General features: G+C 73.2%; 18 protein-coding genes and 1 tRNA gene. 17 read left to right on the forward strand and 2 right to left on the reverse strand.

Translation table 11 applies throughout. The features are described from left to right. Positions 1-34: 34 nt before the first annotated feature. The 7 genes from IF73_RS0116480 (at position 35) to IF73_RS0116510 (ending at position 9,035) form a co-directional block, all read left to right on the forward strand. Entirely contained in the window at positions 35-1,024 is a 990-nt protein-coding gene (locus tag IF73_RS0116480) for a LysR family transcriptional regulator (RefSeq protein ID WP_051716859.1), read from the forward strand. 108 nt (positions 1,025-1,132) lie between these two features. Then, complete coding sequence (locus tag IF73_RS0116485; RefSeq protein WP_031008403.1) at positions 1,133-2,488, forward strand: nitrate/nitrite transporter; 1,356 nt, start codon at positions 1,133-1,135, stop codon at positions 2,486-2,488. A gap of 84 nt (positions 2,489-2,572) precedes the next feature. Next, entirely contained in the window at positions 2,573-3,691 is a 1,119-nt protein-coding gene (locus IF73_RS0116490; protein WP_031008405.1) for a uroporphyrinogen-III synthase, read from the forward strand. A 32-nt stretch (positions 3,692-3,723) separates the two neighbouring features. Next, positions 3,724-4,257 (forward strand): GNAT family N-acetyltransferase, encoded by a 534-nt coding sequence (locus tag IF73_RS0116495; protein ID WP_031008407.1) that lies wholly within the window; start codon positions 3,724-3,726, stop codon positions 4,255-4,257. 62 nt (positions 4,258-4,319) lie between these two features. Further along, entirely contained in the window at positions 4,320-6,599 is a 2,280-nt protein-coding gene (locus tag IF73_RS0116500; RefSeq protein ID WP_031008408.1) for a HelD family protein, read from the forward strand. 400 nt (positions 6,600-6,999) lie between these two features. Next, on the forward strand, positions 7,000-8,415 hold the full coding sequence (locus IF73_RS0116505; RefSeq protein ID WP_031008409.1) for an NAD-dependent malic enzyme: 1,416 nt from the start codon (positions 7,000-7,002) through the stop codon (positions 8,413-8,415). 338 nt (positions 8,416-8,753) lie between these two features. Continuing rightward, positions 8,754-9,035, forward strand: a complete 282-nt coding sequence (locus IF73_RS0116510; RefSeq protein WP_017237029.1) for an HU family DNA-binding protein — start codon at positions 8,754-8,756, stop codon at positions 9,033-9,035. A gap of 97 nt (positions 9,036-9,132) precedes the next feature. Here IF73_RS0116510 and murA read toward each other — a convergent pair whose 3' ends face one another. Further along, a complete protein-coding gene (gene murA, locus IF73_RS0116515; protein ID WP_031008410.1) occupies positions 9,133-10,473 on the reverse strand; it encodes a UDP-N-acetylglucosamine 1-carboxyvinyltransferase in 1,341 nt (446 codons plus the stop codon). A 288-nt stretch (positions 10,474-10,761) separates the two neighbouring features. Here murA and IF73_RS0116520 point away from each other — a divergent pair, with 288 nt between their 5' ends. The 9 genes from IF73_RS0116520 to IF73_RS0116560 all read left to right on the forward strand — a co-directional run bounded on the left by IF73_RS0116520 (position 10,762) and on the right by IF73_RS0116560 (position 21,503). Next, positions 10,762-11,322 (forward strand): YqgE/AlgH family protein, encoded by a 561-nt coding sequence (locus IF73_RS0116520; protein WP_031008411.1) that lies wholly within the window; start codon positions 10,762-10,764, stop codon positions 11,320-11,322. Positions 11,323-11,352: 30 nt separating this feature from the next. After that, positions 11,353-11,643 carry a DUF3039 domain-containing protein gene (locus IF73_RS37680; protein ID WP_037879418.1) on the forward strand — a complete coding sequence of 97 codons (291 nt, stop codon included), beginning with the start codon at positions 11,353-11,355 and terminating at the stop codon, positions 11,641-11,643. 175 nt (positions 11,644-11,818) lie between these two features. Beyond that, positions 11,819-13,123 (forward strand): extracellular solute-binding protein, encoded by a 1,305-nt coding sequence (locus IF73_RS0116530; protein WP_031008413.1) that lies wholly within the window; start codon positions 11,819-11,821, stop codon positions 13,121-13,123. 5 nt (positions 13,124-13,128) lie between these two features. Beyond that, positions 13,129-14,061, forward strand: a complete 933-nt coding sequence (locus IF73_RS0116535; protein WP_031008415.1) for a carbohydrate ABC transporter permease — start codon at positions 13,129-13,131, stop codon at positions 14,059-14,061. Then, a complete protein-coding gene (locus IF73_RS0116540; protein WP_031008417.1) occupies positions 14,058-14,891 on the forward strand; it encodes a carbohydrate ABC transporter permease in 834 nt (277 codons plus the stop codon). The genes IF73_RS0116535 and IF73_RS0116540 overlap by 4 nt, the downstream gene beginning before the upstream one ends. Before the next feature lie 4 nt (positions 14,892-14,895). Further along, a complete protein-coding gene (locus IF73_RS0116545; protein ID WP_031008419.1) occupies positions 14,896-16,521 on the forward strand; it encodes a beta-N-acetylhexosaminidase in 1,626 nt (541 codons plus the stop codon). A 307-nt stretch (positions 16,522-16,828) separates the two neighbouring features. Then, positions 16,829-17,704: an FAD binding domain-containing protein gene (locus tag IF73_RS0116550; RefSeq protein ID WP_031008421.1), complete on the forward strand. Its 876-nt coding sequence runs from the start codon at positions 16,829-16,831 to the stop codon at positions 17,702-17,704. After that, positions 17,701-19,179, forward strand: a complete 1,479-nt coding sequence (locus tag IF73_RS0116555) for a 2Fe-2S iron-sulfur cluster-binding protein (protein WP_051716861.1) — start codon at positions 17,701-17,703, stop codon at positions 19,177-19,179. Before IF73_RS0116550 ends, IF73_RS0116555 begins: the two co-directional genes overlap by 4 nt. Next, positions 19,176-21,503 carry a xanthine dehydrogenase family protein molybdopterin-binding subunit gene (locus IF73_RS0116560; RefSeq protein ID WP_031008425.1) on the forward strand — a complete coding sequence of 776 codons (2,328 nt, stop codon included), beginning with the start codon at positions 19,176-19,178 and terminating at the stop codon, positions 21,501-21,503. Before IF73_RS0116555 ends, IF73_RS0116560 begins: the two co-directional genes overlap by 4 nt. A 183-nt stretch (positions 21,504-21,686) precedes the next feature. Here IF73_RS0116560 and IF73_RS0116565 read toward each other — a convergent pair. Then, a tRNA-Cys gene (locus IF73_RS0116565) sits at positions 21,687-21,758 on the reverse strand. A gap of 341 nt (positions 21,759-22,099) precedes the next feature. Between IF73_RS0116565 and IF73_RS0116570 the strand changes: the two genes are divergently transcribed. Continuing rightward, positions 22,100-22,531: a hypothetical protein gene (locus tag IF73_RS0116570; protein WP_051716863.1), complete on the forward strand. Its 432-nt coding sequence runs from the start codon at positions 22,100-22,102 to the stop codon at positions 22,529-22,531. Positions 22,532-22,543 lie beyond the last annotated feature (12 nt).

Raw genomic sequence — 22,543 nt, forward strand, 5'->3', positions numbered from 1 at the left:
GCCATTCACGCACCTGTGTTGTTGAATGCGGCGGGTGGCCACTCCGTACGACATCGAACCCCGGCTGCTCCGCGCCTTCACCGCCGTCGCCGAGGAGCTGCACTTCACCCGCGCCGCCGGCCGGCTCTTCGTCGCCCAGCAGGCGCTGAGCCGGGACATCCGGCGCCTGGAGCGCGAGGTGGGCGCCCCGCTCTTCGTACGGACCACCCGGCAGGTCGCCCTCACCCCGGACGGCGAACGGCTCCTCCCGTACGCCCGCCGGGTCCTCGACGCCCACGACGCGCTCCGCGACGCCTTCCGGGCCGAGACCCGCCCCCTCCTCGTCGACCTCAACACGCCCGGCCTCGTCCAGGACCGGATCCTGCGCCGCGCCCGCGAACTCGCCCCCGAGCACGAGCTGATGGCCCGCTTCGAGTCCGGGCTCACCGGCGCCGCGCGGGAGATCCTGGCCGGCCGGCTCGACGCCTCCTTCGGACGGTACGGCGGCCTCGCGCCCGCCCTGCGGGCCCGGCTCGACGCGTCCTTCGTCCGGTACGAGCCGATGGCGGTGCTGCTGCCCGAGGACCACGAGCTCGCCGCCCTGCCCGAGGTGCCGCTCGCCCGGCTCGCCGGCGAACACCTCTACGCCGGTGCCGGGAACGACCGCACCACCGAGTGGACCGACCTCGCCGCCACGCTCTTCGCCGGCCGCGGCATCCACCTGGCGCCGCCCGCGCCGCTCGCCGTCGGCAAGGAGGAGTTCCAGCGGATCATGGCCAAGCACCGGCGCCCGGTCCTCGCCGGCACCGGCTTCCCGCCCATGCCCGGCTGCGTCCTGCGGCCCCTCGTCGACCCCGTCCCCCTCTCGCCCGTCAGCCTGGTCTGGCGCAAGGGCCTGCGCCACCCCGCCCTCGACGCCCTCCGCACCGCCGCCGCCGAACTGGGCGCCCGGGAGGGCTGGCTGGAACGCCCGCCCGGCTCCTGGCTCCCGGACGGCGAACCGGGCCTGCCGGACGCACTCACAGGAGCCGCCGGACCCGGGTGAGAGCAAGGTTCCGCCGACGTCATCTCGCGGTACCGCTCTGAAACGCCGAACCCCTAGCGTCGGGGGCACCAGGATCCGGGACCGGATCCGACACCGTGGAGGTGCGAGATGGGCGGGCGCTGGATCGACGTGTGGGAGCCGGAGGACGAGACCTTCTGGCAGGAGAAGGGCGAGCGGATCGCCAAACGGAACCTCGCCTTCTCGGTCTTCTCCGAGCACATCGGCTTCTCCATCTGGAGCCTCTGGTCCGTGATGGTCCTCTTCATGGGACCCCAGTACGGCATCGACGCCGCCGGGAAGTTCTTCCTCATCGCCACCGCGACCTTCGTCGGCGCGCTGATCCGCATCCCGTACACCTTCGCCGTCGCCCGCTTCGGCGGCCGCAACTGGACCGTCTTCAGCGCCCTGCTGCTCCTGCTGCCGACCGGCTTCGCCTTCGCCGTGATGGAACCCGGCACTTCCTATTCCACCTTCGTCCTGGTGGCGGCCCTCACCGGCGTCGGCGGCGGCAACTTCGCCTCCTCCATGACCAACATCAACGCCTTCTTCCCGCTCCGGAAGAAGGGCTGGGCGCTCGGCCTCAACGCCGGCGGCGGCAACATCGGCGTCCCCGTCGTCCAGCTCGTCGGGCTCCTCGTCATCGGCACCGCCGGCGCCCTGCACCCCAGGATCGTCCTCGGCGTCTACCTGCCGCTGATCGTCGTCGCCGCCGTCTGCTCCGCGCTCTTCATGGACAACCTCACGCCCGTGAAGAACGACACCGGTGCCTTCCGCGAGGCCGTGCGGGCCCGCCACACCTGGATCATGGCCTTCCTGTACATCGGGACCTTCGGCTCCTTCATCGGCTACAGCTTCGCCTTCGGCCTCGTCCTCCAGACCCAGTTCGGCCGCACCCCGCTGCAGGCCGCCTCGCTCACCTTCATCGGCCCCCTGCTCGGCTCCCTCATCCGCCCCCTCGGCGGCTCCCTCGCCGACAAGCACGGCGGCGCCCGCATCACCCTCGGCACCTTCGCCGCCATGTCCGCCGCCACCGGGGTGGTCGTCTACGCCTCGCTGGCCGAGTCGCTCGCCGTCTTCCTCGTCGGCTTCATCGCCCTCTTCGTCCTCAGCGGCCTCGGCAACGGCTCCACCTTCAAGATGATCCCGGCGATCTTCCTCGCCCAGGGGCACCGCAAGGGCCTGAGCGGCGAGACCGCGGAGGCGTACGGGCGGCGGCTCTCCGGCGCCTCCATGGGCCTCATCGGCGCCGTCGGCGGCCTCGGCGGCCTCGGCATCAACCTCGCCTTCCGGCAGTCCTTCCAGACCGTCGGCACCGGCACCGGGGCCTTCGTCGCCTTCCTCGCCTTCTACGCCGCCTGCATGGCCGTCACCTGGGCGGTATACCTTCGCCGCCCGCCCGTCGTCCCCGACACCGCCGAGTCCGCCGAGGAGCCGGAGAACCGGCCCGGATACGCGAAGGTGTGAGCCGGGGTGACGGGCGCGTACCGTAACGGGCAGGAAATACGCGTGAACCCCGACTGTCACGCGTCCGCGCCACTCTCGACGACCATGGACCAGCACGAACACGGACCCCTGGCCGGCTTCACCGTCGGCGTCACCGCGGCTCGGCGCGCGGACGAACTCATCGCCCTGCTGCGCCGGCGCGGAGCGGCCGTCGTGCACGGCCCCGCGCTGCGGATCGTGCCCCTCGCCGACGACGCCGAACTCCTCGCCGCCACCAAGGAGATCATCGGCGACACCCCGGACGTCGTCGTCGCCACCACGGCGATCGGCTTCCGCGGGTGGGTCGAGGCGGCGGAGGGGTGGGGGTACGGCAGCGAGCTCCTCGACGCGCTCCGCGGGGTCGAACTGCTCGCCCGCGGGCCCAAGGTCAAGGGGGCGGTGCGGGCCGCCGGGCTGACCGAGTCCTGGTCGCCCTCGTCCGAGTCGATGGCCGAGGTCCTCGACCGGCTCCTCGCCGAAGGCGTCGCCGGGCGGCGGATCGCCCTCCAGCTCCACGGCGAGCCCCTCCCCGGCTTCGTCGAGGCGCTCACCGCCGCCGGGGCGACCGTCCTCGGCGTCCCCGTCTACCGGTGGATGCCGCCCGAGGACCTCGTACCGCTCGACCGCCTGATCGACGTGGTGCTCGCCGGCTCCCTCGACGCGGTCGCCTTCACCAGCGCGCCCGCCGCGGCGTCGCTCTTCGCCCGGGCCGCCGAGCGGGGGGTACGGGACCGGGTCGTCGAGGCGCTGCGGCACGAGGTGCTCGCGGTGTGCGTGGGGCCGGTGACGGCGCTTCCGCTGCAGGCCGAGGGCATCCCCACGCACCAGCCCGAACGGTTCCGGCTCGGGCCGCTCGTGCAGCTCCTCTGTACCGAGCTGCCCGCGCGGGCGCGGGTGCTGCCCGTCGCCGGGCACCGCGTCGAGATCCGCGGGCACGCGGTCCTCGTCGACGGGGCGCTGCGGCCCGTACCGCCGGCCGGCATGGCGCTCCTGGGCTTGCTGGCCCGCCGGCCGGGCTGGGTCGTCTCCCGGGCGGACCTGCTGCGGGCGCTGCCGGGGGCGGGGCGGGACGAGCACGCGGTCGAGACGGCGATGGCCCGCCTCCGGGCGTCCCTCGGCACCCCCAAGCTCATCCAGACGGTCGTCAAACGCGGCTACCGCCTCTCGGTCGACCCGACGCCTTAGCTCCCCGACGGAGCGCGGGGTAGGTTGCCCGGATGGACGTCGTGGTGGGGGTTCGGGAGGCGCGGGCGGCGGACGCCGGCGCGTTGGCGGAGGCGCTGGGGCGGAACCGGGGGCACATGCGGGCCACCGAGCCGGATCGGGACGAGCGGTACTACACCGCCGAGCGGCAGGCCGAGCGGCTGGCCGACGGCGGGCGGAGGTGGTTCGCCGTCGAGGGGGACGGGGGGGACGACGAGCGGATCGTCGGGGCCGCGATCCTGTCCGGGATCGTGCTGGGGCCGTTCCGCAGCGCCTCGCTCGGGTACTGGGTGGACGGGGAGCGAACGGGGCGCGGCATCGCCTCCCTGCTCGTCGCCGAGGTGCTGCGCGCCGCGCGGGACGAGCTCGGGCTGCACCGGATCGAGGCGTCGACCCTGCTCGACAACCACGCCTCGCAGCGCGTCCTCGCCAAGGCCGGGTTCGAGCGGATCGGGACCGCGCCCCGGTACCTGCACATCGCCGGCGCGTGGCGCGATCACCACCTCTTCCAGCGGATTCTGCACGATCAGCCGCCGCCCCTCGCCTGACACGGCGGCCACCGGTGGCGTACCTTTGACGGCTGCCCAGTGCACGTCAGAAGGGGGCCTTAGTGGCCGCGCAGGAAGCCGTCGACACGGTCAGAGACCGTGAGATCGGCGTCGAGCAGGAACATCTGGACCAGGTCTACCGCCGCCTGGAGGAGAAGATCCACGAGGCGGAGTTCCTGATGAACGACGCCGCGCAGAAGGGGCACGTCGGCACGCCCGGCGCCCTCGCCGAGCGCGACGCCCAGGTCTTCCGCGCCGGGATCCACCTGAACCGGCTCAACAACGAGTTCGAGGACTTCCTGTTCGGCCGGATCGACCTGCTGGAGGGCAAGGACGGGGTCAAGGGACCCGACGGCGCCTACACCTCCGTCGAGCCCGCCGACGACGCCATCCGGCCCGACAACACCGCCGACATCGGCGAGACCCTGCACATCGGCCGCATCGGCGTCCTCGACGCCGACTACTCCCCGCTCGTCATCGACTGGCGCGCCCCCGCCGCCGCGCCCTTCTACCGGTCCACGCCGGTGGAGCCGGGCCGGGTGGTCCGGCGCCGGGTCATCCGGTCGAAGGGCCGGAAGGTCCTCGGCGTCGAGGACGACCTGATGCGCCCCGAGCTGAAGGCCAGCCTCGGCGGCGCCGAGCTGCCCGTCATCGGCGACGGCGCCCTGATGGCCGCCCTCGGGCAGGCCCGCAGCCACACCATGCGGGACATCGTCTCGTCCATCCAGGCCGAGCAGGACCTCGTCATCCGCGCCCCCGCCGCCTCCGTCACCTACGTCGAGGGCGGGCCGGGCACCGGGAAGACCGCGGTGGCGCTGCACCGGGCCGCGTACCTGCTCTACCAGGACCGCAGGCGGTACGCCGGCGGCATCCTCATCGTCTCGCCGACCCCGCTGCTCGTCTCGTACACCGAGGGCGTGCTGCCCTCCCTCGGCGAGGAGGGACAGGTCGCCATCCGGGCGCTCGGCAACCTCGTCGACGGGGCCGAGGCCGACGCGTACGACGAGCCCGCCGTCTCCCGGATCAAGGGGTCGTCGCGGATGCTCGCGGTGCTCCGCAAGGCCGCCCGCGGCGCCCTGGAGGGCCCCGACACACCGAAGCTGCTCCGGGTCGTCGCCTTCGGGCGCCGCCTCGAACTGGAGGAGGGCGAGCTGCGGCGGATCCGGCAGAACGTGCTCTCCGGGACCGCGCCCGTCAACCTCCTGCGCCCGCGCGCCCGCCGCCTCCTCCTCGACGCCCTCTACGCCAGGTCGGGCGCCGCGGGCCGGCACAGCGACCCCGAGCTCGCCGCCGAGCTGCGCTCCTCCTTCGACGAGGACGTCTCCACCGAGGACTCCTTCACCGGCTTCCTCGACGCCTGGTGGCCGGAGCTCGTCCCGCGCCGGGTCCTGGACGCCATGGCCGACGAGAAGCGGCTCGGCCGCTGGGCCCGCCGGGTCCTCAACCCCGGCGAGGTCCGCCGGATCGCCCGCTCGCTGCGCCGCCCGGGCCTCTCGGTCCACGACGTCGCCCTCCTGGACGAGCTGCACACCCTGCTCGGCGCCCCCGCCCGGCCGAAGCGGAAGCGGGAGTACGACCCGCTGGACCAGCTCACCGGTCTGGAGGAGCTGATGCCGGTACGGGAGGAGACCCAGCGCGAGCGGGCCGAGCGGCTCGCCGCCGAGCGCACCGAGTACGCCCACGTCATCGTCGACGAGGCGCAGGACCTCACGCCCATGCAGTGGCGGATGGTCGGCCGCCGCGGCCGGCACGCCACCTGGACGATCGTCGGGGACCCGGCGCAGTCCTCCTGGTCCGACCCGGACGAGGCGGCCGCCGCCCGCGACGAGGCGCTGGGCTCCCGGCCGCGCCGCCGCTTCGAGCTGACCGTGAACTACCGCAACCCGGCGGAGATCGCCGAGCTGGCCGCCAAGGTCCTCGCCCTCGCGATGCCGGGCAAGGAGTCCCCGCGGGCGGTCCGCTCGACCGGCGTCGAGCCCCGGTTCGTCGCCGTCGCCAAGGGCGGCGATCTGGCCGGAACCGTGCGGTCCGAGGCGGAGCGGCTGCTCGCCGAGGTCGAGGGCACGGTCGGCGTGGTCGTCGCCATGGACCGGCGCGCGGAGGCCGCCCGCTGGCTGGACGGGCTGGGGGACCGGGTGGTCGCGCTCGGCTCGCTGGAGGCGAAGGGCCTGGAGTACGACGCCACCCTCGTCGTCGCCCCGGCCGAGATCGCCGACGAGTCCCCGGCCGGCCTGCGGGTGCTGTACGTGGCCCTGACCCGTTCGACGCAGGCGCTGACCGTGCTCGCGGGCGAGCGGGACCTGCCGGACGCGGCCGGGGTGCCGGACCTCCTGCGGGACTGAGGGCCGGGACCCGGACGGGGCTCTCCGGGGGTGATTTCCGGTCAACACGCGCGGGGGGAATCACCTTCGCGGAGCCTTTGTTAGCCTTGTCGTGACACCGGCTCGATCCAAGCCCCCGGGCCCAACCTTCGTCCCTCAGAGGGACCACTTGCCGCGAGGCGAGCATGGCGGGTCGGTGTCACTTAGACATACATACGAAGTTGGGGCCCCGGTCGTCTTCCGATGACCGGGGCCTCTTCTGTTGCCTCAGCATCTCTCGTATGGTGGAAACTACTTTCCGAAAACAAAATGACCGCATTACCTGCTACCGGCGGGTAGGTGCGACCATCGGAGGGCGCCGCCAGGGCAACCAGCCGGGGCGGCGTAGCAACGAAGCTAGGGAAAGCAGAGGAACCCGGCCATGGCAACGGCGCCCAGCGTCTCGTACTCGATGACGGTCCGGCTGGAGGTGCCCGCGAGCGGCACCGCGGTCTCGCAGCTCACCGCTGCGGTCGAGTCCCACGGAGGCTCCGTCACCGGCCTCGACGTCACCGCCTCGGGCCACGAGAAGCTCCGGATCGACGTCACCATCGCCGCGACCTCCACCGCGCACGCCGACGAGATCGTCGAGCGGCTGCGGGACATCGAGGGCGTCGTCCTCGGCAAGGTCTCGGACCGTACGTTCCTGATGCACCTCGGCGGCAAGATCGAGATGGCGTCCAAGCACCCCATCCGGAACCGCGACGACCTCTCGATGATCTACACCCCGGGCGTCGCCCGCGTGTGCATGGCGATCGCCGAGAACCCCGAGGACGCCCGCCGCCTCACCATCAAGCGCAACACCGTCGCGGTCGTCACCGACGGCTCCGCCGTCCTCGGCCTCGGCAACATCGGCCCGATGGCCGCCATGCCGGTCATGGAGGGCAAGGCCGCCCTCTTCAAGCGCTTCGCCGACATCGACGCCTGGCCGATCTGCCTGGACACCCAGGACACCGACGAGATCGTGGCGATCGTCAAGGCCATCGCCCCCGGCTTCGCGGGCATCAACCTGGAGGACATCTCGGCGCCCCGCTGCTTCGAGATCGAGGCCCGGCTCCGCGAGGCCCTGGACATCCCGGTCTTCCACGACGACCAGCACGGCACCGCCATCGTCGTCCTCGCGGCCCTCACCAACGCGCTCCGCGTGGTCGGCAAGGGCATCGGGGACGTCCGGGTCGTCATGTCCGGCGCCGGCGCGGCCGGCACGGCCATCCTGAAGCTGCTGATCGCCGCGGGCGTGAAGCACGCGGTCGTCGCCGACATCCACGGCGTCGTGCACGCCGGCCGCGAGGACCTGGTGGCCGCCCCGGCCGACTCCCCGCTGCGCTGGATCGCCGACAACACCAACCCGGAGGGCGTCACCGGCACCCTCAAGGAGGCCGTCGTCGGCGCGGACGTCTTCATCGGCGTGTCGGCCCCGAACCTGCTGGGCGCGGAGGACGTGGCCGCGATGGCCGAGGACTCCATCGTGTTCGCGCTCGCGAACCCCGACCCGGAGGTCGACCCGGCCGCCGCGCGGCAGACCGCCGCCGTGGTCGCCACCGGCCGCTCGGACTTCCCGAACCAGATCAACAACGTCCTGGTCTTCCCCGGCGTCTTCCGCGGTCTGCTCGACGCGCAGTCCCGCACGGTGAACACCGAGATGATGCTGGCGGCCGCCGCGGCCCTCGCGGACGTCGTCACCGAGGACGAGCTGAACCCGAACTACATCATCCCGTCGGTCTTCAACGACAAGGTCGCCGGCGCCGTCGCCGGGGCCGTGCGGACCGCCGCGAAGGCGGCGGGCGCGGGCGCCTGACGTCACCGGGGAGCGGTACCCCGAGCGTGTCGCGATTCGCGGAGTCGTAAACCCGCCTTTAGGGTGGCTTTTCGGCTCCGCACCGTTTGCGGGGAGTCGACGCTACGTCACCACCAGGGGCCTCCGGCGCTTTCCGTGTGACCCCAGGGGGTGCCGGATTGGCGTTCCCGCCGCTGGTGGGGGCAGGATGCTCCCCCGAGGACTTCGTCCAGGGGGGAACCCCCAGGGCGCGAGGGATCCACGAGAGGCAGACCCGGTTCCGGGGACTGTCCGAGGCCCCTGGCAGCATCGGCTTCGATCTCACGCCTCACAGGCAAGAAGAACACGGGAGTAACAACATGAACCGCAGTGAGCTGGTGGCCGCGCTGGCCGACCGCGCCGAGGTGACCCGCAAGGACGCCGACGCCGTGCTGGCCGCCCTCGCCGAGACCGTCGGCGAGGTCGTCGCCAAGGGCGACGAGAAGGTCACCATCCCCGGCTTCCTGACCTTCGAGCGCACCCACCGTGCCGCTCGCACCGCTCGTAACCCGCAGACCGGCGACCCGATCAACATCCCGGCCGGTTACAGCGTGAAGGTCTCCGCGGGCTCGAAGCTCAAGGAAGCCGCCAAGGGCAAGTAAGCAGCCTGTAGGCGCACGTAAAGGGCGGCCACCCCTTCCGGGGTGGCCGCCCTTCCGTACGTCCGGGAGAAGGCCCCGCAGGGCCTTCCGGCGGGTCCTAGACGAGCGCGCTGCCCGGCAGCTCGACCTTGGCGCCCAGCTCCACGAGCTTCTCCATGAAGTTCTCGTAGCCGCGGTTGATCAGGTCGATGCCGTGCACCCGGCTGGTGCCCTGGGCGGCGAGGGCCGCGATCAGGTACGAGAAGCCGCCGCGCAGGTCCGGGATGACCAGGTCGGCGCCCTGGAGGCGGGTGGGGCCGCTGACGACCGCGGAGTGGAGGAAGTTCCGCTGGCCGAAGCGGCAGTCGGAGCCGCCCAGGCACTCGCGGTACAGCTGGATGTGGGCGCCCATCTGGTTCAGCGCCGAGGTGAAGCCGAGCCGGGACTCGTACACCGTCTCGTGGACGATGGAGAGGCCGGACGCCTGCGTCAGGGCGACGACCAGCGGCTGCTGCCAGTCGGTCTGGAAGCCGGGGTGGACGTCGGTCTCCAGGTGGATCGCGTTGAGCGAGCCGCCCGGGTGCCAGAAGCGGATGCCCTCGTCGTCGATCTCGAAGGCGCCGCCGACCTTCCGGTAGGTGTTCAGGAAGGTCATCATCGAGCGCTGCTGGGCGCCGCGCACGTAGATGTTGCCCTCGGTGGCGAGCGCCGCGGACGCCCAGGAGGCCGCCTCCAGGCGGTCCGGGAGGGCCCGGTGGGTGTAGCCGTCGAGCTTGTCGACACCGGTGATCCGGATGGTCCGGTCGGTGTCCATGGAGATGATCGCGCCCATCTTCTGCAGGACGCAGATCAGGTCCTCGATCTCGGGCTCCACGGCCGCGTTCGACAGCTCGGTGACGCCGTCGGCGAGGACCGCCGTGAGCAGCACCTGCTCGGTCGAGCCGACCGAGGGGTACGGGAGGCGGATCTTGCAGCCGCGAAGGCGCTGCGGGGCCTCCAGGTACTGGCCGTCGGCCCGCTTCTCGATGGTCGCGCCGAACTGGCGGAGCACGTCGAAATGGAAGTCGATCGGCCGGCCGCCGATGTCGCAGCCGCCGAGGCCGGGGATGAAGGCGTGGCCGAGGCGGTGCAGCAGCGGGCCGCAGAAGAGGATCGGGATGCGCGACGAGCCGGCGTGGGCGTCGATGTCGGCGACGTTGGCGGACTCGACGTGCGTCGGGTCGAGCACCAGCTCGCCGGGCTCCTCGCCGGGGCGGACCGTCACGCCGTGCAGCTGGAGCAGGCCGCGGACGACGCGCACGTCGCGGATGTCCGGCACGTTGCGCAGTCTGCTGGGGCCGCTGCCGAGCAGGGCGGCGACCATCGCCTTGGGCACGAGGTTCTTCGCGCCGCGAACGCGGATCTCGCCCTCGAGCGGGGTTCCGCCGTGGACAAGCAGGACATCGTCTGTGCCGGTCATGAATCTCGCGTTCCGGAGTCGTCGGTCGGGTGGCCAGAGAAAAGGGTAAGGGGCCATTGGACCCTGATCGGGCCGCTCGGGGTGCCTGTCAGATGTAATGAATTCGGCACAACACCCTCCGTTCCCGCGATCTTGCGGACTGTCACCGTCCGGTTGTCCGGGGCGGGCGGTCCGGACGGTCCTGTCCCGCCCCTCCCGACCTGCGAGGCTCGCCTCGGCTTCCACGGGTTTCCCGGCATTGCGCCCGAGAACCCCCGCACGCGCCGAAGATGCGGGATCATGTGTCGCATGACCGAGGTGTCCTCGCTCACAGGACGGCTGCTCGTGGCCACCCCCGCCCTCGCGGACCCGAACTTCGACCGCGCGGTGGTGCTGCTGCTCGACCACGACGACGAGGGCTCGCTCGGCGTCGTCCTCAACCGGCCCACCCCCGTCACCGTCGGCGACGTGCTCGCCCCCTGGGCGGGGCTGGCCGGCGAGCCGGGCGTGGTCTTCCAGGGCGGCCCGGTCTCCCTCGACGCGGCCCTCGGCCTCGCCGTCATCCCCGGCGACGAGGGCCCGATCGGCTGGCGCCGGGTCTTCGGCGCGATCGGCCTGGTCGACCTGGAGACCCCGCCGGAGCTCCTCGGCCCCGCCCTCGGCGCGCTCCGCATCTTCGCCGGCTACGCGGGCTGGGGCCCCGGCCAGCTGGAGACCGAACTGACCGAGGGTGCCTGGTACGTCGTCGAGTCCGAGCCCGGCGACGTCTCCTCGCCGACCCCGGAGACCCTCTGGCGGCAGGTCCTCCGCCGGCAGCGCGGCGACCTCGCGATGGTCGCGACCTACCCGGACGACCCTTCGCTCAACTGAGTCCCGCGGCTCCCAGTACCCTTGGGTGCCATGAGCACTCTCGAGCCCGAGCGCGGGGCAGGTACGGGAACCCTCGTCGAGCCGACGCCGCAGGTGTCCCACGGTGACGGCGACCACGAGCGCTACGCCCATTACGTCCAGAAGGACAAGATCATGGCGAGTGCCCTCGACGGCACTCCCGTCGTCGCACTGTGCGGAAAGGTCTGGGTGCCGGGGCGTGACCCCAAGAAGTACCCGGTCTGTCCCATGTGCAAGGAGATCTACGAGTCCATGGGCTCGGGTGGCGACAAGGACAAGGACAAGGGCGGCAAGGGGAAGTAACCCCGGCCCGGCTCTCGACGGGGGCCGTTTCGTTTGCCCTGCCGCCCCGCGGCGGGCGGGAAGTGGTCGAGACCTCTTGTCGTGATCGGCGGGCGCGCCTAACCTCACCGCTGTTGTTGTGCAGCACGAAACGCCCGTTGCGTATGTTGCAACGCACGCTCGGAGGGGAACCGCCATGAAGCTTCCTGCCCGGATCACCGCCCCCGTCGCCCTGCCGCTCGCCGCCCTCGTCCTCGCCGCCTGCGCGCCCCAGACCTCCGCACCCGCCGCCGGCGGCGACGAGAAGACCGGCACCCTGCGCGTCTGGCTCTTCCAGGAGGTCGCCAACCAGCCCAAGGAGAAGGTCGTCGACGAGGCCGTCGCCGCCTTCGAGGAGAAACACCCCGGCGCCCGGGTCGAGGTCGAGTACATCCCCGTCGAGACCCGCGCCCAGCGCGTCAAGGCGGCCTTCAACGACCCGAAGTCCGCCCCCGACGTCATCGAGTACGGCAACACCGACACCGCCGGCTACGTGAAGGACGGCGGACTCGCCGACATCACTGCCGAGTTCACCGCCTGGGACCAGGCCGGCTCCACCGACCCCACCGCCAGGGAGTCCGTCACCGTCGGCGGAAAGGTCTACGGCGCCCCGCTCTTCGTCGGCGTACGGGCCCTCTACTACCGCACCGACGTCTTCCGCGAGCTCGGCCTCACCGCCCCCAGGAGCCAGGACGAACTCGTCGCGACCGCGAAGAAGATCCGCAAGGCCAGGCCGGAGCTGTACGGCATCGCCGTCGGCGGCGCCTACACCTACGGCGCCCTCCCCTTCGTCTGGGCCGCCGGCGGCGACCTCGCCGTCAAGGACGCCTCCGGCACCTACAAGGCCGCCCTGAACAGCGACGCCGCCGTCCGGGGCCTCACCGCCTACACCTCGCTCCTCCGTGACGACAACTGCCCCCCGGCCACCTGCGCCCAGATGGGCGGCAACGCCACCGTCACCGCCTTCGCCGCCGGCAAGGCCGGCATGGCCATCGGCGGCGACTTCAGCCACGCCGCCGTCGAGGCCGGCCGGGTCAAGGGCAACTACGCCGTCGTCCCGCTCCCCGGCACCACGCCCGGCTCCGTCGCCCCCGCCTTCGCCGGCGGCAACAACATCGGCGTCCTCAGGTCCAGCGCCCACCGCACCCTCGCCGTCGAGCTGACCAAGAGCCTCGCCGGCAAGGAGACCCAGGCCGAGCTGTTCGACGCGATGGGCTTCCTGCCCACCTTCACCGACGTCCGCACCGCCGCCGCCGCGCGCAAGCCCTTCGTGAAGCCCTTCATCGACACCCTCGCCGCCGGCACGAGGTTCGTGCCCGCCACCGCCGCCTGGGGACGCATCGACTCCTCGCTCGTCGTCCCCACGATGCTCCAGGAGATCGCCAGCGGCCGGAAGGACGTGAAGAACGCCGCCGACGACGCGGCGAAGAAGATGGACGCGGCCTTCGCCGAGGCGGGCTGAACCGGATGACCGTCGCCCTTGCCGCCCGCCGGCCCCGGAGCCGTACCGCGAAGTCCCGCACCGGGACCTCCGCCTGGACCCCCTGGCTCTACCTGCTGCCCGCCCTCGCCGTCCTCGGCGCCCTCCTCGTCTACCCCGTCTACCAACTCGGCCTCATCTCCTTCCTGGAGTACACCCAGGCCCAGGTCAGCGGCGGCGAACCCACCTCCTTCCAGGGCCTCGCCAACTACACGGCCCTCTTCACCGACCCGCGGTTCCGTCAGGTCCTGCTCGCCACCGCCGTCTTCGCCGCCGCCTGCGTCGCCGGCACCCTCGCCGTCGGCTGCGCCCTCGCCGTCCTCCTGACCCGGGTACGGGCGCTGCCCCGCCTCGCCCTGATGCTGGCCGCGCTCGGCGCCTGGGCCACCCCCGCCGTCACCGGCTCCACCGTCTGGGTCTTCCTCTTCGACGCCGACTTCGGCCCCGTCAACCGACTCCTCGGCCTCGGCGACTTCTCCTGGACCTACGGGCGGTACAGCGCCTTCGCGCTCGTCCTCCTCGAAGTCGTCTGGTGCTCGTTCCCCTTCGTGATGGTCACCGTCTACGCCGGGATCCGGGCCGTCCCCACCGAGGTCCTGGAGGCCGCCGCCCTCGACGGCGCCTCCCCGTGGCGGATCTGGCGCACCGTGACCGCGCCACTGCTCCGCCCGATCCTCGCCGTCGTCACCATCCAGTCCGTCATCTGGGACTTCAAGGTCTTCACCCAGATCTACGTCATGACCAACGGAGGCGGCATCGCCGGGCAGAACCTCGTCCTCAACGTCTACGCCTACCAACAGGCGTTCGCGTCCTCCCAGTACAGCCTGGGCGCCGCCATCGGCGTCGTCATGCTGCTGCTCCTGCTGGCCGTGACCCTCGTGTACCTGCGGATCCTGCGCCGCCAGGGGGAGGACCTGTGACCGCCCCCCGCACCCCCGGCCGGCTGCTCGCCGAGGCCACCGCCCTGCTCGCCGCCGCCGTCGTCGCCTTCCCGCTGTACTGGATGGTCCTCTCCGCCCTCAAACCGGCCGGCGAGATCCAGTCCACCGACCCCCGGCCGTGGACGCTCTCGCCGTCCCTCGACTCCTTCCGGCGCGTCTTCGAGCAGCAGGACTTCGGCCGCTACTTCCTCAACAGCCTGCTGGTGGCGACGGCGGTCGTGGTCGCCTCCGCCGCCATCGCCTTCCTCGCGGCGACCGCCGTCACCCGCTTCCGCTTCCGGTTCCGCACCACCCTCCTCGTCCTGTTCCTGGTGGCGCAGACGGTGCCGGTCGAGGCCCTGACCATCCCGCTCTTCTTCCTCATGCGGGACGCCGGACTCCTCAACACCCTCGGCTCGCTGGTCCTCCCGCACCTCGCCTTCTCGCTGCCGTTCGCGATCTGGATGCTGCGCGGCTTCGTCCGGGCCGTCCCGGAGGCGCTGGAGGAGCAGGCGCGGATCGACGGGGCGAGCCACGCCCGCTTCCTGTGGACGATCCTCTTCCCGCTGGTCCTGCCGGGACTCGTGGCGACCAGCGTCTTCTCGTTCATCTCCACCTGGAACGACTTCCTCTTCGCCAAGTCGTTCCTCATCAGCGACACCTCGCAGTCCACCCTCCCGATGGCGCTGCTGGTCTTCTTCAAACCCGACGAGAACGACTGGGGAGGAATCATGGCCGGCTCGACCGTGATGACCGTCCCGGTGCTCGTCTTCTTCGTACTCGTACAGCGCCGTCTGGTCTCCGGGCTGGGCGGGGCGGTGAAGGACTGACGTGATGACAGAGACGGATCTGATCCCCGCGCCCCTGACGGCCCGCCACCCCGAGGGGAGCCTCCCGCTCGACGCCACCACCGCCCTGGACGCCGGACCCGGCACCGAGGGCACCGCCCGCCTGCTGCGCCCGGTGCTCGGCGCCGCCACCGGGCTGCCCCTGCCCGACGGCACCGGCCCCGGCGCGATCCGGCTGCGGATCTCCCCGGAGACCGCGGAGGAGCACGGCCCCGAGGGCTACCGGCTCTCCGTGACCCGGGACGGCGTCCTGCTCGACGGCGGCGGCCCCGCCGGGCTCTTCTGGGGCGCCCAGACCCTCCGCCAGCTCCTCGGCCCCGACGCGTACCGGCGGGCGCCGCTGCCCGGACGGACCTGGGCGCTCCCGTACACCGAGATCGCCGACCGCCCCCGCTTCGGCTGGCGCGGCCTCCTCCTCGACGTCTCCCGGCACTTCACCGCCAAGGAGGACGTGCTGCGGCTGCTCGACCTGATGGCCGCGCACAAGCTGAACGTCTTCCACCTCCACCTCACCGACGACCAGGGCTGGCGGATCGAGATCGAGCGGTACCCGCGCCTCACCGAGGTCGGCGCCTGGCGGGCCCGCTCCAAGCGCGGCCACCGCGCCTCGCCGCTGTGGGACGAGACCCCGCACGGCGGCTTCTACACCCGGGACGACATCCGCGAGATCGTCGCCTACGCCGCCGCACGGCACATCACCGTCGTCCCCGAGATCGACCTCCCCGGCCACTCGCAGGCCGCCATCGCCGCCTACCCCTGGCTCGGCAACACCGACGTCGTCGACACCGCCGCCCTCACCGTCTGGGACACCTGGGGCGTGAACCCGAACATCCTCGCCCCCACCGAGGAGGTGCTGCGCTTCTACGAGGGCGTCCTGGAGGAGGTCCTGGAGCTCTTCCCGTCGACCTTCGTGCACATCGGCGGCGACGAGTGCCCCAAGGACCAGTGGAAGGAGTCCCCGGCCGCCCAGGCCCGCATCGCGGAACTCGGCGTCGGCGACGAGGAGGGACTCCAGTCCTGGTTCGTCCGCCACTTCGACCGCTGGCTCACCGACCGCGGCCGCCGGCTCATCGGCTGGGACGAGATCCTCGAAGGCGGCCTCGCCGACGGCGCCGCCGTGTCGTCCTGGCGCGGGTACGGCGGCGGCATCGCCGCCGCCGAGGCCGGCCACGACGTCGTCATGTGCCCCGAACAGCAGGTCTACCTCGACCACCGGCAGCACGACGGCCCCGACGAACCCGTCCCGATCGGCTTCGTGCGCACCCTGGAGGACGTCTACCGCTTCGAGCCCGTGCCGCCCGGCCTGTCCGAGACGGCGGCCCGGCACGTCCTGGGCACCCAGGCCAACGTGTGGACCGAGGTGATGGAGAACCGCGCCCGCGTCGACTACCAGGTCTTCCCCCGCCTCGCCGCCTTCGCCGAGGTCGCCTGGTCCGCCCTGCCCGCCCCCGACGACCGCGACACGGACGGCTTCCTGCGCCGCATGGAGACCCACTACCGGCGCCTCGACGCCCTCGGCGTCGCCTACCGGCCGCCCACCGGACCCGCCCCCTGGCAGCGCCGCCCCGGTCTCCTCGGCCGCCCGATCGACGGCCCGCCCCCGATCGTGTGAGCCACCTCGCTCCCCGGGGTCACCCGGGAGCGGCGAAACGGGAGTTACCTTCTCTGTCAGGGCTTCCCGGGGCGTCCGGGGGCTCTCGGGACATCCCGGGCGTCCCGGGAGTCCCGGGCACCCGGGCGGGGAGGGGGCTCGCGCGGCCCCTCGCTCCGGACGGCCCGCAAGATGTGCCAGAGTTGCCACGTCCGGCCTGTGAGCACGTACGGTACGCCCACACACAGGCGCGCCGTGCGCCCGCTCGCAGGCGCGGCGGCCGGGCACAGTCGGGGACGGACCGGGACAACCGGGAAGGGGCAGCGGGTTGACCACGCACGCACCACAGACGGCGCAGTCCGTGACGCTGCCCGCCTCGCTCGACGAGGCCGTGGCCGCGCTGACCGCCATGCCGGCCGCCGTGCCCGTCGCCGGCGGCACCGACCTGATGGCCGCCGTCAACCGCGGCCAGCTCCGCCCCGCCGGGCTCGTCGGCCTCAGCCGCATCAACGAGATCCGCGGCTGGCAGTACCAGGACGGCCACGCCCTCCTCGGCGCCGGCCTCACCCACGCCCGCATGGGCCGCCCCGACTTCGCCGCCCTCATCCCGGCCCTCGCCGCCGCCTCCCGCGCGGCCGGACCGCCCCAGATCCGCAACGCCGGCACCCTCGGCGGCAACGTCGTCACCGCGGCCCCCACCGGCGACTCGCTGCCCGTGCTCGCCGCCCTGGAGGCCGACCTCGTCGTCGTCGGCCCGCTCGGCAGCCGCGAGATCCCCGTCTCGCACCTGCTCGCGGGCCGCGACCTGCTCGCCCCCGCCGAGCTCGTCGCCTTCGTCCGGGTGCCGCTGCTGCACGCCCCGCAGGTCTTCCTCAAGGCCACCGGCCGCACCGGCCCGGCCCGCGCCACCGCCTCCGTCGCCGTCGTTCTCGACCCGGCCCGGCGCGGGGTCCGCTGCGCCGTCGGCGCGGTCGCCCCGATGCCGCTGCGCCCGCTGGAGGCCGAGCGCTGGATCGCCTCCCTGGTCGACTGGGACAACGACCGGGCGCTCGCCCCGGAGGCGCTGACCGCCTTCGGCGAGTACGTGGCCGCCGCCTGCGTCCCCGATCCGCCGGACGGCGCCCAGCTGCCGCCGGCCGTACAGCACCTGCGGCGCACCGTCGCCACTCTCGCCCGCCGGGCACTGGGGAGGGCCCTGTCGTGAACACCGGCAACCACGAGCAGAACGAGACCGCGGCCCCGGCCGCGCCGGGCGGCTGGGAGCCGATCCCGCAGAGCGAGGGGTACGACGAGGGCGCGACCGCCTTCGTCCACCTGCCGCCGGAGTTCATGCTGGACGGGGTCCCCCTGGAGGCCCCCGGCCACGGCTACACGCCGCCGATGATCGTGCCGCTCCAGCCGCTGGCGCAGCCCGCCGAGGGCGTCGAGTTCTTCGCCCCGGAGCCCGGGCAGGGCTTCCCGGAGCAGGGACCCGAGCCGCTGCCGCACGGGTACGGCGACGAGAGCGCGGGCGCGCCGGTGGCCCGGCCGTACGTGGAGCACGACCCGCACGCGACGGCGGAGTGGCACTTCGGCGGGACCGGGCAGTGGGAGGTGCCGGCGGAGCCGGGCGCCGCCCCGGAGGCCCTGTTCGCCCCCGAGGTGCCGAACGTTCCCGGGGTCCCGGCCGCCCCCGAGGTCCCGCTGGGCGTCGAGGCGCACGAGGTCGCGTTCGCGCCCGGGGCGCACGAGGTCCCGGGCGGGCTCGCGGACTTCCCGGCGGCCCCCGTCGCGGAGGTGCCGGCCGAGGCGCCCGCCCCCGTCTCGTACGAGCAGGCGCCGCCGACCCTGCCGGGCGGCGCCCCGGCGCCGTGGGCGGTGCCGGACGCCGTGGCCGAGCCGGTCGCCGAGCCGGTCGCCGAGGCCCTCGTCGAGCCGGAGTCCGAGGCCGGTGACGGGCCCGCCGGCGAGCCGGGGCACGAACCGGCCGCCGAGCCGGAGGGCGCCGCGGAGCCGGACCACGAGCACGCGCCGGACCACGAGCACGCGCCGGACCACGAGCACGCGCCGGACGCCGAGGCGGCCGTCGCCGTCCCCGGGCCCGTGCCGGACGCCCCGGTGCCCTCGTACACCTCGGTCGACAGCGACGAGCACCCGCACACCTCCTACGTGCTGCGGGTCAACGGCGCCGACCGGCCCGTCACGGACTCCTGGATCGGCGAGTCGCTGCTCTACGTGCTCCGCGAGCGGCTCGGTCTCGCCGGCGCCAAGGACGGCTGCTCGCAGGGCGAGTGCGGGGCCTGCAACGTCCAGGTGGACGGACGGCTCGTGGCCTCCTGCCTGGTGCCGGCCGCGACCACCGCCGGCTGCGAGGTGCGGACCGTCGAGGGGCTCGCCGTGGACGGCGAGCCGTCCGACGTCCAGCGGGCCCTGTCGCGCTGCGGCACCGTGCAGTGCGGCTTCTGCATCCCGGGCATGTGCATGACCGTGCACGACCTGCTCGAAGGCAACCACGCCCCCACCGAGCTGGAGACCCGCCAGGCCCTCGCCGGCAACCTCTGCCGCTGCTCCGGCTACCGGGGCGTCCTCAAGGCGGTCGAGGACGTCGTCGCCGAGCGGGCCGCCACCGAGCACGCCACCGCGGGCGAGGACGACGCCTCGGCCCGCATCCCGCACCAGCACGACGGAGGCAGGGCGTGAGCAGCGACGCGACCACCGCCATTCCCACACTCCCCTTCGCGGAGGCCGCCGGGGCCGCCCCGGAGCCCGAGGCCCCGGTCCTCGGACTCGGCGCCTCCCTGCCGCAGGCCGACGCCCGCGCCAAGGCCGAGGGCACCTTCCCGTACGCCTCCGACCTGTGGGCCGAGGGCCTGCTGTGGGCCGCCATCCTGCGCTCCCCGCACGCCCACGCCCGGATCGTCTCCGTCGACACCTCCGCCGCCGAGGCCATGCCCGGCGTACGGGCCGTGGTGACGGCCGCCGACGTGCCCGGCGCGGCCACCTACGGCCGGCGCGTCGCCGACCGGCCCGTCTTCGCCGACGGACTCGTCCGGCACCACGGCGAGGCCATCGCCGCCGTCGCCGCCGACCACCCCGACACCGCCCGGCTCGCCACCGCCGCCATCCTCGTCGAGTACGAGCTCCTGGAGCCCGTCACCGACCCGGAGAAGGCGTTCGAGGCCGAACCCCTCCACCCCGACGGCAACCTGATCCGGCACATCCCGCTGCGCTTCGGCGACCCGGAGGCCACCGGCGAGGTCGTCGTCGAGGGCCTCTACCGGGTCGGCCGCCAGGACCCCGCCCCCATCGGCGCCGAGGCCGGACTCGCCGTGCCCCGCCCCGACGGCGGCGTCGAGCTGTACACCGCCTCCACCGACCCGCACACCGACCGCGACCTCGCCGCCGCCTGCTTCGGTCTCACCCCCGACCAGGTCAAGGTCGTCGTCACCGGCGTCCCCGGCGCCACCGGCGACCGCGAGGACCCCGGCTTCCAGATCCCCCTCGGCCTGCTCGCGCTGCGCACCGGCTGCCCGGTGAAACTCACCGCCACCCGCGAGGAGTCCTTCCTCGGCCACGCCCACCGGCACCCCACCCTGCTGCGCTACCGCCACCACGCCGACGCCGAGGGCCGCCTGGTCAAGGTGGAGGCCCAGATCCTGCTGGACGCGGGCGCGTACGCCGACTCCTCGTCCGAGTCCCTCGCCGCCGCCGTCGCCTTCGCCTGCGGCCCGTACGTCGTCCCGCACGCCTTCGTCGAGGGCTGGGCGGTCCGCACCAACAACCCGCCCTCCGGACACGTCCGCGGCGAGGGCGCGATGCAGGTCTGCGCCGCCTACGAGGCGCAGATGGACAAGCTCGCCGGCCGCCTCGGCATCGACCCCGCCGAGCTGCGCATGCGGAACGTCATGTCCACCGGCGATCTGCTGCCCACCGGCCAGACCGTCACCTGCCCCGCCCCCGTCGCCGAACTCCTCGCCGCCGTACGGGACTTCCCGCTGCCCGCCCTCCCCAAGGACACCCCCGAGGAGGACTGGCTGCTGCCCGGCGGGCCGGAGGGCGCGGGCGAACCGGGCGCGGTGCGCCGGGGCGTGGGCTACGCGCTCGGCATGGTGCACATGCTCGGCGCCGAGGGCACCGACGAGGTCTCCACGGCCACCGTCCGGGTCCTCGACGGCGTCGCCACCGTCATCTGCTCGGCGGTGGACACCGGTTCGGGCTTCACCACCCTCGCCCGCCAGATCGTCCAGGAGACCCTCGGCGTCGACGAGGTCCACGTGGCGCCCGTCGACACCGACCAGCCCCCGGCCGGCGCCGCCACCCACGGCCGGCACACCTGGGTCTCCGGCGGCGCCGTCGAGCGCGCCGCCAAGATGGTCCGCACCCAGCTCCTCCAGCCGCTGGCCCACAAGTTCGGCATGTCGACGGAGCTGCTCCAGATCAGCGACGGCAAGATCACCTCGTACGACGGGGTCCTCTCGACGACCGTCGCCGAGGAGATGGACGGCAAGGAACTGTGGGCCACCGCCCAGTGCCGCCCGCACCCCACCGAGCCGCTGGACGAGTCCGGGCAGGGCGACGCCTTCGTCGGCCTCGCCTTCTGCGCGATCCGCGCGGTCGTCGACGTCGACATCGAACTCGGCGCCGTCCGGGTCGTGGAGATGGCCGTCGCCCAGGACGTCGGCCGCGTCCTCAACCCCGCCCAGCTCGCCACCCGCATCGAGGCCGGCGTCACCCAGGGCGTCGGCGCGGCCCTCACCGAGAACCTGCGCACCGCCCGCGGCCTGGTCCGCCACCCGGACTTCACCGGCTACGCGCTGCCGACCTCGCTGGACGCCCCGGACATCCGGATCGTGAAGCTCGTCGAGGAGAGGGACGTCGTCGCCCCCTTCGGGGCGAAGGCGGCGAGCGCCGTCCCCGTCGTCACCTCGCCGGCGGCGGTGGCGGCGGCGGTCCGCGCGGCGACCGGCCGCCCGGTCAACCGGCTGCCGATCCGGCCGCAGGCGGCGGTGGCGGCGACGGCCTGACGACGCGCCGACGCACGACGGCACCCGCTCGCCGCGGGTCCCGTCGCTCCTCCGCCAGGGCGCCGGCCGACTCCCCCCCCAACGCACCGATGCCTCCATGCCCCGGGTGAAGGGCATGGAGGCATCCGTGCGAACGAAGCCGCGCTCCTCCCCACCGGATGCGCCGGCGGGGAGGAACCTCGGAGACCGTGGTCGGATTCGAACCGACGTCACTCGCTTTGCAGACGAGCCCCTGAACCACTCGGGCACACGGTCGGGTTGGTGTGGCGACAAGGAAGACATTAGGAGCCGCCGGAAAGGTCCTCAAGGGGCTCCGGGGGCATGCCACGGGACCGCAATGCCGCTGCCACACGCCGTTCACAGTCGCGCGCGGGGCGAGGGCGAGAGCGGGGGGAGAAGGGGCGGGACACCTGACGAACTTGCCGACGGCCCGGGTGGCTGATAGCGAACGTGAACGCGTGAGCAGTATCGATTCGCCTGCTGCTCGGACGAGGTGTCACGGGTTTCGTCGACAGGCCGGATCTCGACGTCTACGTCCGTGTGCTTCTGCGTACATGCGTAAGCTTTCGGGTTGCACTGGTGGACGGGGGTATGCGATGGCCTGGCAGGAGTGGGAACGGCTCAAGGCCGAAGCCGCTGAACGACAGTCGACGCAGATGCAGCTGAACCGAGCCGGCGGGGGCGCCGGAGCTCCCGGTGGGGCCGGTGTCCTGGGAAGCGTGCCCGAGAAGAAGAAGAAGGCGGCCAATACCATCGAGACCACGTTGGAGCCCGGTACGCGGAAAGCGGCCGACGTCGCCGACGCGCCGACGGCCGCGGCTGTCAGGTCCTTCGCGGGCTGGGACACGGCCGTGGGCCTCAAGAAGGCCCACGAGAAGTGGGACGACCAGGTGAAGCAACTGATGGGGCGGCTGAGTTCGCACAAGGCGGGCCTGCGGGGCGCGGTCAGCACTCTGACGGGAACCGACGCGACGGCCGGTCTGACGGTCCGCTCCGTGCAGTCCGGGCTCTCGGGCCTGGAACGGTAGGGCGGGACCCGT

The sequence above is a fragment of the Streptomyces sp. NRRL F-5727 genome (assembly GCF_000719555.1).
Taxonomy (GTDB): domain Bacteria; phylum Actinomycetota; class Actinomycetes; order Streptomycetales; family Streptomycetaceae; genus Streptomyces.

What these genes read in the sequence shown, in the direction of transcription:
- IF73_RS0116530 (WP_031008413.1), top strand. Translation starts at nt 11,819, where the DNA reads ATGAAGCTTCCTGCCCGGATCACCGCCCCCGTCGCCCTGCCGCTCGCC.
- IF73_RS0116545 (WP_031008419.1), top strand. Translation starts at nt 14,896, where the DNA reads ATGACAGAGACGGATCTGATCCCCGCGCCCCTGACGGCCCGCCACCCC.
- IF73_RS0116495 (WP_031008407.1), top strand. Translation starts at nt 3,724, where the DNA reads ATGGACGTCGTGGTGGGGGTTCGGGAGGCGCGGGCGGCGGACGCCGGC.
- IF73_RS0116520 (WP_031008411.1), top strand. Translation starts at nt 10,762, where the DNA reads ATGACCGAGGTGTCCTCGCTCACAGGACGGCTGCTCGTGGCCACCCCC.
- IF73_RS0116485 (WP_031008403.1), top strand. Translation starts at nt 1,133, where the DNA reads ATGGGCGGGCGCTGGATCGACGTGTGGGAGCCGGAGGACGAGACCTTC.
- IF73_RS0116505 (WP_031008409.1), top strand. Translation starts at nt 7,000, where the DNA reads ATGGCAACGGCGCCCAGCGTCTCGTACTCGATGACGGTCCGGCTGGAG.
- murA (WP_031008410.1), bottom strand. Translation starts at nt 10,473, where the DNA reads ATGACCGGCACAGACGATGTCCTGCTTGTCCACGGCGGAACCCCGCTC.
- IF73_RS0116570 (WP_051716863.1), top strand. Translation starts at nt 22,100, where the DNA reads ATGGCCTGGCAGGAGTGGGAACGGCTCAAGGCCGAAGCCGCTGAACGA.
- IF73_RS37680 (WP_037879418.1), top strand. Translation starts at nt 11,353, where the DNA reads ATGAGCACTCTCGAGCCCGAGCGCGGGGCAGGTACGGGAACCCTCGTC.
- IF73_RS0116510 (WP_017237029.1), top strand. Translation starts at nt 8,754, where the DNA reads ATGAACCGCAGTGAGCTGGTGGCCGCGCTGGCCGACCGCGCCGAGGTG.
- IF73_RS0116490 (WP_031008405.1), top strand. Translation starts at nt 2,573, where the DNA reads ATGGACCAGCACGAACACGGACCCCTGGCCGGCTTCACCGTCGGCGTC.
- IF73_RS0116535 (WP_031008415.1), top strand. Translation starts at nt 13,129, where the DNA reads ATGACCGTCGCCCTTGCCGCCCGCCGGCCCCGGAGCCGTACCGCGAAG.